The 14,544-nt window shown below is 69.8% G+C and carries 18 protein-coding genes; 3 read left to right on the plus strand and 15 right to left on the minus strand.

Annotation, left to right across the window (positions count from 1 at the left end; translation table 11 throughout):
* Nucleotides 1–144 precede the first annotated feature (144 nt).
* On the minus strand, nt 145–1,767 hold the full coding sequence (eccB, locus tag AMYTH_RS0125160) for a type VII secretion protein EccB (protein WP_027932617.1): 1,623 nt from the start codon (nt 1,765–1,767) through the stop codon (nt 145–147).
* A 237-nt stretch (nt 1,768–2,004) separates the two neighbouring features.
* Between eccB and AMYTH_RS49045 the strand changes: the two genes are divergently transcribed.
* From AMYTH_RS49045 to AMYTH_RS0125175, 3 genes are read left to right on the plus strand one after another with little or no spacing between them, the layout of a single operon-like run.
* A complete protein-coding gene (locus tag AMYTH_RS49045; RefSeq protein ID WP_027932618.1) occupies nt 2,005–2,217 on the plus strand; it encodes a hypothetical protein in 213 nt (70 codons plus the stop codon).
* A gap of 23 nt (nt 2,218–2,240) precedes the next feature.
* Entirely contained in the window at nt 2,241–3,419 is a 1,179-nt protein-coding gene (gene eccE / locus AMYTH_RS0125170) for a type VII secretion protein EccE (RefSeq protein WP_027932619.1), read from the plus strand.
* Nucleotides 3,416–4,138 carry a hypothetical protein gene (locus tag AMYTH_RS0125175; protein WP_017986638.1) on the plus strand — a complete coding sequence of 241 codons (723 nt, stop codon included), beginning with the start codon at nt 3,416–3,418 and terminating at the stop codon, nt 4,136–4,138. The genes eccE and AMYTH_RS0125175 overlap by 4 nt, the downstream gene beginning before the upstream one ends.
* A gap of 674 nt (nt 4,139–4,812) precedes the next feature.
* Here the strand turns inward: AMYTH_RS0125175 and truA are convergent.
* The 14 genes from truA to AMYTH_RS0125245 all read right to left on the minus strand — a co-directional run bounded on the left by truA (nt 4,813) and on the right by AMYTH_RS0125245 (nt 14,491).
* Nucleotides 4,813–5,649: a tRNA pseudouridine(38-40) synthase TruA gene (truA, locus tag AMYTH_RS0125180; RefSeq protein ID WP_209440882.1), complete on the minus strand. Its 837-nt coding sequence runs from the start codon at nt 5,647–5,649 to the stop codon at nt 4,813–4,815.
* Nucleotides 5,650–5,717: 68 nt separating this feature from the next.
* A complete protein-coding gene (gene rplQ, locus AMYTH_RS0125185; protein WP_027932621.1) occupies nt 5,718–6,293 on the minus strand; it encodes a 50S ribosomal protein L17 in 576 nt (191 codons plus the stop codon).
* Between the two features lie 79 nt (nt 6,294–6,372).
* Nucleotides 6,373–7,440 (minus strand): DNA-directed RNA polymerase subunit alpha, encoded by a 1,068-nt coding sequence (locus AMYTH_RS0125190; protein WP_017986635.1) that lies wholly within the window; start codon nt 7,438–7,440, stop codon nt 6,373–6,375.
* A 91-nt stretch (nt 7,441–7,531) separates the two neighbouring features.
* Nucleotides 7,532–8,137: a 30S ribosomal protein S4 gene (gene rpsD / locus AMYTH_RS0125195; protein ID WP_020417571.1), complete on the minus strand. Its 606-nt coding sequence runs from the start codon at nt 8,135–8,137 to the stop codon at nt 7,532–7,534.
* 23 nt (nt 8,138–8,160) lie between these two features.
* Nucleotides 8,161–8,562 (minus strand): 30S ribosomal protein S11, encoded by a 402-nt coding sequence (gene rpsK / locus AMYTH_RS0125200; protein WP_017986633.1) that lies wholly within the window; start codon nt 8,560–8,562, stop codon nt 8,161–8,163.
* A 19-nt stretch (nt 8,563–8,581) separates the two neighbouring features.
* Nucleotides 8,582–8,788, minus strand: a complete 207-nt coding sequence (locus AMYTH_RS0125205) for a hypothetical protein (protein ID WP_017986632.1) — start codon at nt 8,786–8,788, stop codon at nt 8,582–8,584.
* Nucleotides 8,785–9,165 (minus strand): 30S ribosomal protein S13, encoded by a 381-nt coding sequence (gene rpsM, locus AMYTH_RS0125210; protein WP_017986631.1) that lies wholly within the window; start codon nt 9,163–9,165, stop codon nt 8,785–8,787. Before rpsM ends, AMYTH_RS0125205 begins: the two co-directional genes overlap by 4 nt.
* A 204-nt stretch (nt 9,166–9,369) precedes the next feature.
* On the minus strand, nt 9,370–9,483 hold the full coding sequence (gene rpmJ / locus AMYTH_RS0125215; RefSeq protein WP_004558882.1) for a 50S ribosomal protein L36: 114 nt from the start codon (nt 9,481–9,483) through the stop codon (nt 9,370–9,372).
* Nucleotides 9,484–9,515: 32 nt separating this feature from the next.
* Complete coding sequence (gene infA, locus AMYTH_RS0125220; RefSeq protein WP_005443304.1) at nt 9,516–9,737, minus strand: translation initiation factor IF-1; 222 nt, start codon at nt 9,735–9,737, stop codon at nt 9,516–9,518.
* A gap of 238 nt (nt 9,738–9,975) precedes the next feature.
* Nucleotides 9,976–10,788, minus strand: coding sequence for a type I methionyl aminopeptidase (map, locus tag AMYTH_RS0125225; RefSeq protein ID WP_084022676.1), 813 nt, complete (start codon nt 10,786–10,788; stop codon nt 9,976–9,978).
* Nucleotides 10,785–11,339, minus strand: coding sequence for an adenylate kinase (locus tag AMYTH_RS0125230; RefSeq protein WP_026153762.1), 555 nt, complete (start codon nt 11,337–11,339; stop codon nt 10,785–10,787). The genes map and AMYTH_RS0125230 overlap by 4 nt, the downstream gene beginning before the upstream one ends.
* Nucleotides 11,336–12,643 carry a preprotein translocase subunit SecY gene (secY, locus tag AMYTH_RS0125235; protein WP_027932623.1) on the minus strand — a complete coding sequence of 436 codons (1,308 nt, stop codon included), beginning with the start codon at nt 12,641–12,643 and terminating at the stop codon, nt 11,336–11,338. The genes AMYTH_RS0125230 and secY overlap by 4 nt, the downstream gene beginning before the upstream one ends.
* 178 nt (nt 12,644–12,821) lie before the next feature.
* Nucleotides 12,822–13,421 (minus strand): LysE family translocator, encoded by a 600-nt coding sequence (locus AMYTH_RS0125240; protein WP_027932624.1) that lies wholly within the window; start codon nt 13,419–13,421, stop codon nt 12,822–12,824.
* A gap of 113 nt (nt 13,422–13,534) precedes the next feature.
* A complete protein-coding gene (locus AMYTH_RS0125245) occupies nt 13,535–14,491 on the minus strand; it encodes a hypothetical protein (protein ID WP_027932625.1) in 957 nt (318 codons plus the stop codon).
* Nucleotides 14,492–14,544: the final 53 nt, after the last annotated feature.

Raw genomic sequence — 14,544 nt, forward strand, 5'->3', positions numbered from 1 at the left:
GGGGGGGGGGGGGGGGGGGGGGGGGGGGGGGGGGGGGGAGGTCTGGTTGGGGTAGTCGCTTGCTTTTCGTTGCCGGGCGGCGGTTTGTGGCGGACCTAAAAGACAGCGGCCCTCCGTTTTTGGAGGGCCGCTGTCTTTTGTGGACTAGTTGCCTGATGTTCCGGTGTTTCCTGATGCCTGTTGCTGCTGCGAGGGGAAGCTCCCGGCGTTCGGCGACACCGGCACGGAGTCGTAGCTCCGCTGGGCGTCCTGCACGTTCAGGGATGCTCCGGTGGGCAGGAGGCGCACGATGGCGTCCGGCGCGGGCCGTGGGTCGGTCAGGCCCAGTGCGTTGGCGGTGTTCGCGTCGGGGACGCCGTACCGCAGGCCCCGGTCGGTCACCAGTGAGATGGGGCCCGTCGCGAAGGACTGTTTCGACGTCGCCGACCGGATGACCGCTCCGCGGCCGGGGGGCATGTAGAAGTTGTCGATCTTCAGGCCGTCCGGGCTCGGCTGTCCGATCTGGATCAGCTTCGCGTCGGCGGGGACGGGGAGCTGCGTGCCGACGTAGACGGCCGTGTGCTGGTCCTCGGTCGTCGGGTCGCCGGGGTTCACCACGTTCCAGCCGAGGCAGGTCACCGGGGTCTGCGTCGGGTCCAGCACGGTCGGGATGGTGTTCGGCATGGTGTCGACCTTGAGCGCGTCGCTGTCGCCGGACTGGATCTGGCGGATCGACGTGATCGTGTTCGGCGACAGCTCCTGCGGGCGCGGCGCGGCGGTCGAGCTACCCGAGAACCGGATGAGGTCCGCGACGGCGGGCGACACGCGCTGGATCCCGTTCTGCAGGACCACGTAGCTGCTCCGCGTGCCGTCCGAGAACGACACCGCGAACACGTCACCCACGTTGAGGCCGGCCAGGTCCAGCGCCTGGAACTGCGTCGCGCTGCCCTTGCCCGGGATCGTCGGCGGCGTGAACGGCGTCACCTGCGGGATGGCGTTCAGCAAGCCGATGGAGATGCGGCGCGCGTTCTGCGGGTTCAGGCCCAGTGCCGTGTAGACACCGGCGCGCGCCGGGTCCAGCTCGGCCCGCACGGTGTTCGCGTTCGGCTGGTTCGGGTTCCGCTCCAGGCGGTAGATCAGGTACGGCTTGTCGTTGTCGCCGACGGCCAGCACGGCCTCGTTGTCGCCCAGCTCACGTCCCGGGTCGGGCACGCCGGCGAGCACCGTCGTGGCGTTCGTCGCCTGCTGCAGCGCCAGCTGGCTCGGCAGGTCCGACCGGATGGTCAGCTGGTCGCACACCGCCCAGTCGTCGGACACCCGCTGCGACGTGGTCGGCAGCAGCTGCGGACCGTCCACAATGCCCGTCAGCCGCCCGCGCGGGATGTCCTTGAGCTGGTCGTCCGGAACCACCGACGGCTCCACCGCGGTCGCCGCCGCGGTACCGCCCTGCCCCTGCTGCGACATCAGCAACAGCCGCGCCGAGGCGAGGTTGAAGGTCGGGACCAGTTGCTTCGGGTTGCCGGTGACGACGTAGATCGCGCCGGACTCCTTGCCGATCACGATGTTTCCCGAGTCCGGCACGGCGGGCTTCGGGCTGATCAACCCGAAGATCACGAAGCCGACGACGCCGAGCAACGCCAGGATGAACCCGACGATCGTCGCTCTGCCGTGGGTCCGCATCGGATCGTGGAGCATGACCGAGTCACGCCGCACCAGCGCGGACTGCATGCGACGCAGCACGAACTGGTAAGCGTGAACTTGCGATTTCGTTGTCGGTGTTGACGGCATTCTCGACCTACTGCTCCCCGAGTCGCGGTACGGTTCCGCAGGATAGCGGTACGGGATCTCCGCCGGTGTGGGTTTCTCCCAACTCCGGCTAGGGTCGGGTTCCCGGCCGACCGGCTTGCCGGGATCGCTGTAGGTACGAGGGGAAGAACGAGCGGATGTCCGTCACCACTCCGCCACGTCCGGGTGGGCCCCCGGGTTCACCGCCGCCGAGGGGCCGTCCGCCGGGCCCGCCACCGCGTGGCGGCGTTCCGGGCGGGCCGGGAGGACCCGCCGGACCGCGCGGCCCGCAGGGACCCGGAGGCCCCGGTGGGCCTGGCGGTCCAGGTGGTCGCGGCCCTGGTGGCCCCGGTGGTCCGGGCGGACCTGGTGGCCCGGGTGGTCCGCCGCCGGCGCAGCCGCCCCCCGAACGTCCCGCGCCGGTCGCTCCCCCGGCTCGCCGCCGCGTCCTGAACACCCGGCTCGGCCCGATCCCGGTGACCAACCTCGTGGTGCTCGAGATCGGCCTCGCGATCGGGCTCATCCTCATCGCGATCAACGAGTCGCTGCTCTACGTCGGCATCGGCGTCCTCGGCGCCGCGCTGATCATCGCGGTCCTGCGGTGGCGCGGTCAGTGGTTCACCCAATGGGCTGGACTTACGATGCGCTACTCGTTCCGCAGCCACGACCGGGTGTCAACGCCGCCGAAGCCCGACGCCCAGGCCATCGCGACCGGCGACGTGTCCGTTACCGGCCCGGAGGACGTGCGCGTCAGCCTGCTGCGGCTCGTCGTGCCGGACCTGGTGGTCGCCCACGGCAAGGACCACGAACTGCAGGAGGTCGGGCTCGCCTGGCACGACGGGACGTGGACCGCGGTCCTGCTCGTCGAGCCCACCCCCGCGCTGATCACGCAGGCCGGCGGCGCGCCGAGCCTGCCGCTGTCGGCGCTGGCGCCGTGCCTGGAGGACCGCGGCGTCGTCCTGGACTCCATCCAGATGATCTGGCACTGCTACCCGGGCAGCGCTGCGCTGCCCGCGGACTCCCCCGCGCTGACGTCCTATATGGAGGTCCTCGGGCCGCTGCCGGCCGCGGCCCGACGCACCACGTGGGTGGCGATCCGGCTCGACCCGCGTCGTTGCCCGGACGCGGTCCGCGAGCGCGGCGGCGGCGTCGTCGGCGCGCACCGCGCCCTGATCGGCGCGTTGTCCCGCGTGCGCAACGCACTGGAGTCACAGGGCGTGCCGACCCGGCCGCTGAGCCCGGACGAGCTGCTGCGGGCCGGGATCTCGGCCGCCGAGCTCACCGCGGCGGTCGGTGGCGGCGCGAAGGTGAACCTGAAGGAGAACTGGACCAGTGCGACCGCGGCGGGCATCGGCCACGCCAGCTACGCCGTCACCAGCTGGCCCAAGGGCAAGATCACGACCACGCTGAACGCGCTGACCAGCGTGCGCACGCTGTCGTCGACCGTGGCGATGTCCATCTCGCCCGCGGACGACGAGGGCAAGGTCGGCCTGCGCGGCGTGGTGCGGCTGAGCGCGCGCAACCCGCGTGAGCTGGACGCCGCCGACGAGCGGCTCAACACGCTCGCCGAACGCGTCGGCGTGTCGCTGACCCCGCTGCGCGGCCTGCAGATCGACGGGCTCGCCGCGACCATGCCGATGGGAGGCACCGCATGAGCCTGCGGCTTCGTGACCCGGGCCGGAACACGGGCGTCGCGCCCGAGTTCGTGGTCGATCCCGTGCTGCTGGACGCGATCAGCCCGTCCGGTGACCGCGGCGGCATCGTCGTCGGCTCCGGCCTCAAGGGTGAGCCGCTGACGATCTCCGCCCTGCGGGCCACCCCCACCCGGATCGTGCTGGTCGGTGGCCTGTACCTGGCGCGGCAGGTGGCGCTGCGGGCGATGGCGGTCGGCGCGTGGGTGACGATCGCGACCGGGCGGCCCGCCGCGTGGCAGGTGCTGCCGAAGGCGGCAGGCAACCAGCCGAACGGGCGACCGTCGCCGCTGGTGACCATTCGGCGGCTGTCGCCGGTAGAGCTGCCGCGCCCGTCGGAAGACGCACCGCTGCTGGTGGTGACCGACGGCGGGCCGACGCCACAGGACCTGTTTCCGCCCCGATCGCCCTGGCACACGACGGTCTACGTGCTGCCGTACCTGCACCCCCAGGCGACGACGATCGCGAACGCCGCGGACGTCGTGCTCATGCAGCGACTGCCCGCCGGACAGGCCGAGCTGGCGGCCCGGATCTGGCGCCTGCCGCCGCAGATGGTGCGGCAGCTGACCACGCTGAAGGACGACCAGGTGGTGGCACTGGGCCAGAACCTCTGGCGCCCACTACGGCTGGTCACCACACCGAAAGAACAAGCACTACTGGGCCCAGTCCGCCGCGGCGACTGATGGCGCGCAGCGCCGCGCCCTTGATCTGTGAACACAACCCGAGCTGGGTGGTCATCCCGTCGCCTGACACCGGCGCGATCACCTTGAGCCAGGGCCGCAACCCAGGCCTCCAACCGGCAGCCGAACATGCCAACCTTGCGGCCCTGGCTCAAGGTGATATGCACAAACCGGAAGGCGACGGGATGACCACCCGGCGACCACCTCGCCAAGGCGAGACGAGGCACCCAACCCCTGGTCATCCCGGAGCCTGCCCGTCCGGCGAGGACTTCTTTTGATCTTTAAACCCGCGCCTTCGCGCGGAAAAAGCGCCTCACGGCGCCAAACGGTCACCTTACGACCACCCCCGCCCCCGATGCCTGATTGTGTTTCAGTCGCCGAGCAGCGGCGTCAAGGCGGGAAAGAGTACCTTGACCCCGCTGATCGGCGACCAAAGATCGGCTGTGGATCGGGGGCGGGGGAGGTCTGGTTGGAGTAGTCGGCGTACTTGCGCTGCCGGCTTGCGTTTGGGCGGGGGAGGTCTGGTTGGGTTGGCCGCTTGCTTTGCGTTGCCGGGTGGCGGTTGCGGGGTGGGGAAGGCCTGCTTGTTCGTCGGGTCGCTTCCGTTGCCGGCTTCCGGTTTGTTGCGGTGCCACCCTCGCGGCGGCCTGTGGATAACCGCTGTGGATTGTGGATAACTAGCTTGCCTCGGAGGCTGCTCGCATGTTGCGGGTCTGTTCGGCCCGTGCGGCCAGCTCCTCGTCGGCCGGGTAGTCCACGCCGATCAACGTCAGGCCGTGTGCGGGGGCCACGGCGCTGTCCCGCACTCCCCCACGCAACAGCTCAGCAGGCCACTCGGTCGGGCGACGGCCGTCGCCCACCAGGAGCATCGCGCCGACCAGGCTGCGCACCATCGAGTGGCAGAACGCGTCAGCCGAGACCTCTGCCTCAACCACGTGCGAATCAATCCGGCGCCACGTGAACCGCTGGAGTTCGCGGATCGTGGTGCCGCCCTCGCGCTGCTTGCAGAACGCCGCGAAGTCCCGCAGGCCCAGCAGTGCCTCGGAAGCCTCGTTCATCGCCGTCAGGGACAGCGGGCGGCCCCAGGCCAGGGTGTCGAACCGGCGCAGCGGATCAACGCCCCACGGCGCGTCCGAGACCCGATAACGATAATGCCTGCGAATCGCCGAGAACCGCGCGTCGAAACCCTCCGGCGCGACCCGCGCGTCCAGCACTCGCACGTCGCCCGGCAGGAACCGGTTCCAGCGGTGCCGCATGCGCTCCAGATCAAGAATGCCGTGCTCGTCCACCGCCAGGCGACCCCGCGGCTCCGACAACGGCACCACGTCCACGTGCACGACCTGCCCGGTCGCGTGCACACCGGCGTCCGTCCGGCCGGCCACCACGACCGACTTCGGCACCGCGGCCCCGGGCGGCTGCTTCGCCAGCGCCTCCTCCAGCAAGCCCTGGACCGTCCGACGGCCGGGCTGGCGGGCCCACCCCGAGAACTGCGTGCCGTCGTAGCTGACGTCCAGGCGCAGACGAACGAGCCCGCCCTCCCCGGAGGGAGCAGCGGGCTCGTTGCCTGGACCGAACTCAGCCGTCAGGACTCGTCCTTCTTCGACGACTCGGCGTCGGCATCCGCGTCAGCGGCACCCTCGGCCGGCTCGGCGGTCGCCTCGGTGGTGGCCGACTCGGGCGCCTCAGCGTCCTGGTCGGCAGCCTCGGCCTTGGTCTCCTCGGCCTCGGTCGCGGCGGGAGCGGCAGCCTCGTCCTTCGCGAACTTGGTCTTCCGCGCCTTCTCGGCCTCCGAGGTGACGGTCTTCTCGGACACCAGCTCGATGACCGCCATCGGGGCGTTGTCGCCCTTGCGCGGCAGCGTCTTGGTGATCCGGGTGTAACCGCCGTTGCGGTCCGCGAAGAACGGGCCGATCTCGGCGAGCAGCTTGTGAACCACGTCCTTGTCGCGGATCACGCGCTGGATCTGACGCCGGTTGTGCAGGTCGCCGCGCTTCGCCTTGGTGATCAGCTTCTCGGCGAGCGGCCGCATCCGGCGGGCCTTGGCCTCGGTCGTGGTGATCTTGCCGTGCTCGAACAGCGACGTGGCGAGGTTCGCCATCATCAGCCGCTCGTGGGCCGCGGATCCACCGAGACGGGGGCCCTTCGTGGGGGTGGGCATTGCTTCTCCTCGTAAATCCGGCCGCTTTCAGGCCGGCGCCCGCCCCGCACGAATCACTCGGCGAGGCGGGCCGCCGTCCTTACAGCTGCTCCGTCTCTGCGTAGTCCTGGCCGTCGTCGTGGCCGTTGTCCGACAGACCGCCGACACCCTCGGCGGACCAGCTCTCGCCGCCCTCGTAGGAGGCAGCAGCCGCGGTCGGGTCGAACCCGGGCGGGCTGTCCTTCAGCGACAGGCCGAGGCCGACGAGCTTCATCTTGACCTCGTCGATCGACTTCGCGCCGAAGTTGCGGATGTCGAGCAGGTCGGCCTCGCTGCGCGAGACCAGTTCGCCGACCGTGTGGATGCCCTCGCGCTTGAGGCAGTTGTACGACCGGACCGTGAGGTCCAGGTCCTCGATCGGCATCGCGTAGGCGGCGATGGTGTCCGCCTCCTGCGGCGACGGGCCGATCTCGATGCCCTCGGCGTCGACGTTGAGCTCCCGGGCCAGGCCGAACAGCTCGACCAGCGTCTTGCCTGCCGACGCGACGGCGTCGCGCGGCGTGATCGACGGCTTGGTCTCGACGTCCAGGATCAGCTTGTCGAAGTCGGTGCGCTGCTCGACACGGGTCGCCTCGACCTTGTACGTGACCTTCAGCACCGGCGAGTAGATCGAGTCGACCGGGATCCGGCCGATCTCGGCACCAGCCTGCTTGTTCTGCTGAGCGGGCACGTAACCGCGGCCGCGCTCGACGACCAGTTCGATCTCCAGCTTGCCCTTGCCGTTCAGCGAGGCGATGTGCAGATCCTGGTTGTGCACGGTGACACCGGCCGGCGGAACGATGTCGGCCGCGGTGACCTCACCCGGGCCCTGCTTGCGCAGGTACATGGTGACGGGCTCGTCCTCCTCGGACGAGACGACCAGTTCCTTGAGGTTCAGGATGATGTCGGTGACGTCTTCCTTCACCCCGGGGACGGTGGTGAACTCGTGCAGCACACCGTCGATGCGGATGCTGGTGACCGCCGCGCCCGGGATGGACGACAGCAGCGTGCGCCGCAGCGAGTTGCCGAGCGTGTACCCGAAGCCGGGCTCCAGCGGCTCGATGGTGAACCGGGACCGGGTCTCGTTGATCGGCTCTTCGCCGAGGGCCGGTCGCTGGGAAATCAGCACTTTCTTCTCTTCCTTTCCTGCCGGCGCCCGCCATATGACGCCGAAAGGGATGGCGGAGCGGCGACGCGCGGGTGCGCGCCGCCGCGGCCGATCACTTCGAGTAGTACTCGACGATCAGCTGTTCCTGGACCGGAACGTCGATCTGCGCCCGCTCGGGGAGCTGGTGCACCAGGATGCGCAGGTTGGACTGCACGACCTGCAGCCAGCCGGGGATCGGCCGGTCACCGAACGACTCCTTGGCGGCCACGAAGGGCAGCATCTGGAGCGACTTCGGCCGCACGTCGATGATGTCGAACTTCTCGACCTGGTAGCTGGGGATCGTCACCTTCACGCCGTTGACGGTGAAGTGACCGTGCGCCACCAGCTGACGCGCCTGACGGCGGGTACGGGCCAGGCCGGCGCGGTACACGACGTTGTCCAGGCGGGACTCGAGGATCTGCAGCAGGTTCTCACCGGTCTTGCCGGGGCGCCGCGCGGCCTCCTTGTAGTAGCGGCTGAACTGCCGCTCGAGGACGCCGTACGTGTAGCGAGCCTTCTGCTTCTCCTGCAGCTGGAGCAGGTACTCGGACTCCTTGACCCGGCCGCGGCCGTGCTGGCCGGGCGGGTACGGGCGGCGCTCGAAAGCCTGGTCGCCGCCGACGAGGTCAACCTTGAGGCGCCGCGAGATGCGAGTCGCGGGGCCGGTGTAGCGAGCCATCTGTTGTTACTCCTCCCCGTTCCTCAGACCCGGCGCCGCTTGGGCGGGCGGCAGCCGTTGTGAGGCTGCGGGGTCACGTCCTGGATGGTGCCGACCTCGAGACCGGCGGCCTGCAGCGAACGGATCGCCGTCTCCCGGCCGGAGCCCGGGCCCTTGACGAACACGTCGACCTTCTTCATCCCGTGCTCGGCGGCCTTGCGGGCCGCGTTCTCGGCCGCCATCTGCGCGGCGAACGGGGTGGACTTCCGGGAGCCCTTGAAACCGACGTGGCCGGAAGAGGCCCACGAGATAACCGCACCGTTCGGGTCGGTGATCGACACGATGGTGTTGTTGAAGGTGCTCTTGATGTGAGCGTGGCCGTGGGCCACGTTCTTCTTTTCCTTCCGCCGGACCTTCTTGGCCCCGGCGCGAGCCTTGGGTGGCATGTTGGGTGGTTTCTCCTGCCTAGCGCGAGTTCTCGGTCTGTGCGGCGGCAGCGGCGGCCTCGCGGGCCTCCTGCTGGCCACGCCGGATCAGCGAACCGGCGTCGGTGTAGAGCTGGCGAAGCGCCATCGGGCGGGCATACAGGGCCTTCGGCGAAACGCACGAATTGTTGCGGCGGCGCACCTGCCCGGCGCCGATCCGCACGACCTTCTTGCCCTGGACGCTCACTTCTTGCCAGCCTTCTTCTTGCCGGCGACCGTCTTCTTCGGACCCTTGCGGGTGCGGGCGTTGGTCTTGGTCCGCTGACCGCGGACGGGCAGACCGCGGCGCCACCGCAGGCCCTCGTAGCAGCCGATCTCGATCTTGCGACGGATGTCGGCCTGCACCTCGCGGCGGAGGTCACCCTCGACCTTGAAGTTCTCTTCGATGTGGTCGCGCAGCTTGACGAGGTCGTCGTCGGTCAGGTCGCGGACCCGGGTGTCCGGGTTCAGCGACGTGGCCGCGATGAGCTCCTTCGAGCGCGTACGACCGATGCCGTAGATGTAGGTCAGCGCGATCTCCAACCGCTTCTCGCGGGGGAGGTCTACGCCGGCGAGTCGTGCCATGGCGCTTGATGCTCCTTCTGCTGTTCGTCGCTCCAGGTGTGCTCCCCGCCCGGTTCCGGGACCGACTCGCATGTCGTCCGGAACACTTGCGTGTCCGGTGTCCCGGCCCCGGCCTGGAGTCCGGGGGTCGGCCGGGCCGTGTGGCCCGGCAGGTGCGGGGAGGTCATACAGCTGTCCGTCCGCTCTGCGTGGTGCAGGCGGTGATCAGCCCTGCCGCTGCTTGTGCCGCAGGTTCTCGCAGATCACCATGATCCGGCCGTGGCGGCGGATCACCTTGCACTTGTCGCAGATCTTCTTGACGCTCGGCTGGACCTTCACGTCTCCTGCTTCCTTATGCGTTGCTCACCGCGTCACTTGTAGCGGTAGACGATCCGCCCACGAGACAGGTCGTACGGCGACAGCTCGACGACAACCCGGTCTTCCGGGAGGATGCGGATGTAGTGCTGCCGCATCTTGCCGCTGATGTGTGCCAGGACCTTGTGACCGTTCTCCAACTCGACTCGGAACATCGCGTTGGGGAGTGGCTCGATGACCCGACCTTCGACCTCGATGGCCCCGTCTTTCTTAGCCATGTCCTCCGCGTTTCGTGACTTGGTAGAGCACCGAATTGGCAACTCTTGCGTTCGGCGGACACGCCGCACCGACCCCAAGGACCCGAGCATTGACGAGCGCGTTGGAACCGGCGTGATGAGTACGCCGACTAGATAGTGTACGCAGCCTGTGTCGCACCTCGCGAGGCGGGGTGATGTGTGGTAGGCAACGTCACTCCGACGATACCCCAAGTCGCACCCGAAGCGGGGAAACCGCAGGTCAGGAGCCTTCGGGCAGGGTCAGGACGCGAGGGCCGTCCTCGGTGATGGCGACGGTGTGCTCCCAGTGGGCGGCGCGCGAGCCGTCCGCGGTCACCACGGTCCAGCCGTCCTCGAGCTCGACGGTCTCGGCGCTGCCGCCGGTCAGCATCGGCTCGATGGCCAGCGCCATGCCGGGCTTGAGCTTCGGCCCCTTGCCGGGCTTGCCGACGTTGGGCAGGAACGGCTCCATGTGCATCTCGGTGCCGATGCCGTGCCCGCCGTACTCGACGATCTGGCCGTACTCGGTGCCGTCGGCCGCCGAGGACGTCTCGGCCGAGGACTGCACGGCGTGCGAGATGTCGGTCAGCCGGGCGCCGGGCACCGCGGCCTCGATGCCGGCGAGCATCGCGGCGCGGGTCGCGGCCGACAACGCCTGGTCGGCGGCCGAAACCGAGCCGATGGCCAGGGTGACGGCGGAGTCACCGTGCCAGCCGTCGAGGATGGCGCCGCAGTCCACGGACAGCAGGTCGCCCTCGGCCAGCACGGTGGTCTTCGCCGGGATGCCGTGGACGACCTGTTCGTTCACCGACGCGCAGATCGAGGCCGGGAAGCCGTGGTAGCCCTTGAACGAGGGCACCGCGCCGGCCGCGCGGATGGTCTGCTCGGCGATCTCGTCCAGGTCGCCGGTGCTGACGCCGGGCTTGGCGGCCTCGGCGACAGCCGCGAGGGTGCGGGCCACCACGATCCCGGCGGCCCGCATCGCGTCCAGCTCGCCAGGCGTCTTGATCTCGATGCCGCGGTGGCGGCGGAGCACGGAAGGCACCAGGTTCACGCGCGCGCGTCGAGTGCGTTCACGATCCGCGAGGAAACCTCGTCGACCTCACCGACGCCGTCCACCTTGACCAGGATGTCGCGGTAGTAGTCCAGCAGCGGGGCGGTCTCCGACTGGTAGACCTGCTGCCTGCGGCGGATGACCTCTTCGGTGTCGTCCGTGCGGCCGCGGCCCAGCAGGCGCTCGACCAGGACGTCCTCCGGCACGTCGAGCTGGATGACCGCGTCGAGCGCGCTGTCCGACTCGGCCAGCATCTCGCCGAGGACCTCGGCCTGCTTGGTGTTGCGGGGGAACCCGTCCAGCAGGAAGCCGGCCTTGGTGTCGGACTCGGCCAGGCGCTCGCGGACCATCTCGTTGGTGACGCTGTCCGGAACCAGCTCGCCCGAGTCGAGGTAGCGCTTCGCCTCCTCGCCCAGCGGCGTCTGCTCCGCCACGTGAGCGCGGAAGAGGTCGCCCGTGGAGATGTGCGGGATGGAGAGCCGCTGCGACAGCGCTACCGCCTGAGTTCCCTTCCCTGCTCCGGGCGGGCCGACAAGAACCAGGCGCGTCATCGCAAGAACCCTTCGTAATTCCGCTGCATCAGCTGGCTTTCGATCTGCTTCACCGTGTCGAGGCCGACGCCGACCATGATCAGCACGGCGGTGCCGCCGAACGGGAAGTTCTGGTTGTTGCCCTCCTGCGTGATCGACAGGAAGAAGTTCGGGAGGATCGCGATGATGCCGAGGTAGAGCGAGCCGGGGAAGGTGATCCGGCCCAGCACGAAGCTCAGGTACTCGGCGGTCGGCCTGCCGGGACGGATGCCCGGGATGAAGCCGCCGAACTTCTTCATCTCCTCCGCGCGCTCATCCACGTTGAACGTGATGGTGATGTAGAAGTACGTGAAGAAGATGATCAGCGCGAAGTACAGCAGGATGTGCACCCAGCTGGACTGGTTGACCACGTAGGTCTGCAGGAACGCCTGCCAGCCGGAGCCGCTGGTCGGGTCGCCGAACAGACGGCTGATCAGGTCCGGCAGGTACAGCAGCGACGAAGCGAAGATGACCGGGATGACACCGGCCTGGTTCACCTTGATCGGCAGGTAGGTCGACGTGCCGCCGTACATCCGGCGGCCGATCATCCGCTTGGCGTACTGCACCGGGATCCGGCGCTGGCCCTGCTCGACGAAGATGACGCTGGCGATGATCACCAGGCCGAAGACGCACACCAGCGCGAAGACGAGACCGCCCTGGTTGTTGAGGATGTTCATGCCCTCGGCCGGGATGCGGGCCGCGATGTTCAGGAAGATCAGGACCGACATGCCGTTGCCGACGCCGCGCTCGGTGATGAGCTCGCCCAGCCACATCATGACCGCGGTGCCCGCCGTCATCGTGATGACGATCAGCGCCAGCGAGAAGATGCTGTTGTCCGGGATGATCGACTGCGCGCAGTCCGGGAACAGCTGACCGCGGTCGGCGAGCGCCACCACACCGGTCGCCTGCAGGATCGCCAGCGCGATCGTCAGGTACCGGGTGTACTGCGTGAGCTTGCCCTGGCCGGCCTGGCCTTCCTTCTTCAGCTCCTCGAACCGCGGGATGACGACGGTGAGCAGCTGGATGATGATGCTGGCCGTGATGTACGGCATGATGCCGGTCGAGAAGATCGACAGCTGCAGGAGCGCCCCACCGCTGAACAGGTTCAGCAGGGAGTAGATGCCGGACTGGTCGGCACCGGCCTGGCATGCCTGCACATTGGGATAGGAGACCCCGGGCGCCGGAGTGACCGCACCGATCCGGTACACGGCCACGATCAACAGCGTGAACAGGATCTTCTTGCGCAGGTCCGGCGTGGCGAGAGCCGAGCGAAAGGCGCTGAGCACGCGGGGGACCTCCTCGGCGTCGCCGGTGGGTGTCACCGGCGATCGGCTTGGCCGGCACGCTGGCCGGCAGGAACACCATGTCGCTGGCAAGCCAGCAGCGCTCCGGGGCATGTCGGTCCCCGAAGCGCGTCGCCCGACTCTAACAGCCGGGCGTTGGAGGGTTGTGAGGTAGGCCGTGTTATGAACCGGCGGCGGCCAGGGTGCCCGCCATGCCGATCAGGACCACTCCGGTGCCGCGGTCCACGTTCCGCCGGGCGCGGACGCTCAGCCGGACGGACTTGAGCGCCGCGCCGGCCGCGGCGTAGGCGGTGCCGGCGAGGAACTCGGCGAGCAGGTAGACGGCGCCGAGGATCGCGATCTGCGCGGTGGGCGAACCGTGCGCGGGGTCGACGAACTGCGGCACGAAGGCGGTGAAGATGAGGACCGCCTTGGGGTTGGTGATGGCGACGAGGAACTCCTTGCGCAGGACTGGTCCCGGCGCTTGTTCGGCCGGCGGCTGCGGCTTGCTGCGGAGGAGCTTGACGCCCAGCCAGACGAGGTAGGCCACGCCGGCCCACTTGATGGCGGTGAGCGCGGGTCCGGACGCGGCGAGCAACTGGCCCAGTCCCGCCGCGACGGCGCCGATCATGAGGGTGAAGGCGGCCAGGCGGCCGAGCAGCCCGGCGAGCGCCCGCGGCAGACCGTGCTGGATCCCGTGGTGCAGCCCGAGGAGGTTGTTGGCGCCCGGCGTGAGAGCGATGAGCATGGCGGCGCCGAGGAAGACGAGCAACCAGGTCATCACCGTGACGGTACTGGTTGCGCTGACGAGCGGCGGCTGGTTTTCCGGGGTGCGCGGGTGAGCTGCTGCGCGCCGGACGTCGGTGCGGCGGGTGGGGCTGGTCCGGCGGTCAGTTACCTGCCCGGCGCTACGAGCTGGGCCGCTCCTCGCCGCGCGGGTCGCCTTCCGGCGAGTCCCCCTTGGCGCTCCCCCGGCTGCGCGCCGGCGGGCTGGTGCTGGCTTGCCGGGCTCGCCCGCCAGCCACTGTGGCCCGACAGCCCCTGGCCCGCTGCGCCCTGACTCCCTACGCCCTGCCCTGGCGTGCTCGGGCCAGGTGGGTAGCCGGCGTGCGGCAGTGGCATCGCCTGACCCGCTGACGGGCCGCCGCCCGGGTAGGGCTCGCCGCCGGGCCAGTGCCTCGTCGGGGCCGGGAACTGCGGTCCGGGCTGGTACCCGGACGGCGCGGGGATCCCGTAGCGCGGCGTCGTCAGGTCCTGCGGCGCGCGGCGGCCCCGCGCGGCGGCCAGGACCGCGGCCACGATCGCCGCCAGGGTGGCGCCCGCGACCAGCCAGAACCCGGTTCCGAGGCTGTCGCTCGTCGAGAACGCGCCGTCACCTTCGGCCGCGCCCGCCGGGCGGAAGCTCTCGTGCAGGCTGACTCCCTGCAGGACGATCCCGGCGGCGGTCGCGAGGAGGAAGGCCGCGCCGGTCGCCGCGGCCAGCGCCGCGGCGAACTTCCGGGCCGGCGACGAGTTGCGCCGCGCCGCGGCCAGGCTCAGCACCGCCGCGACGATCAGCAGCAACCCGGCCGCAGCCAGCAGGTACCCGTTGCGGACCGGGCTGCCGAAGGTGTTCGTCGGGATCCCGGGCTGGACCGCCTCCGCGGTCAGGTCCCACCCGGTGACCGTCAGCGTCAACTGCGGCTCACCCCGGAAGAGCAGCTCCCCCTCGAACAACGCGAGGAACGAGCCCGTGACGGCGGCCGCGGCGGCGAGCAACGCCAGCGCGGCGCCCAGCAGACGTCCACCGTGCCAGCCACGTCGACGGCTCGGCACCGGCGGGTAACCAGGCGGAACCCCCGGGTACGACATCACCCGATCGTGGCACCACCGGCAGGCAAAGGAAAGGGCCCGCCGGTCCGAAG

It is taken from the genome of Amycolatopsis thermoflava N1165 (assembly GCF_000473265.1).
In the GTDB taxonomy this organism is placed as follows: domain Bacteria; phylum Actinomycetota; class Actinomycetes; order Mycobacteriales; family Pseudonocardiaceae; genus Amycolatopsis_E; species Amycolatopsis_E thermoflava.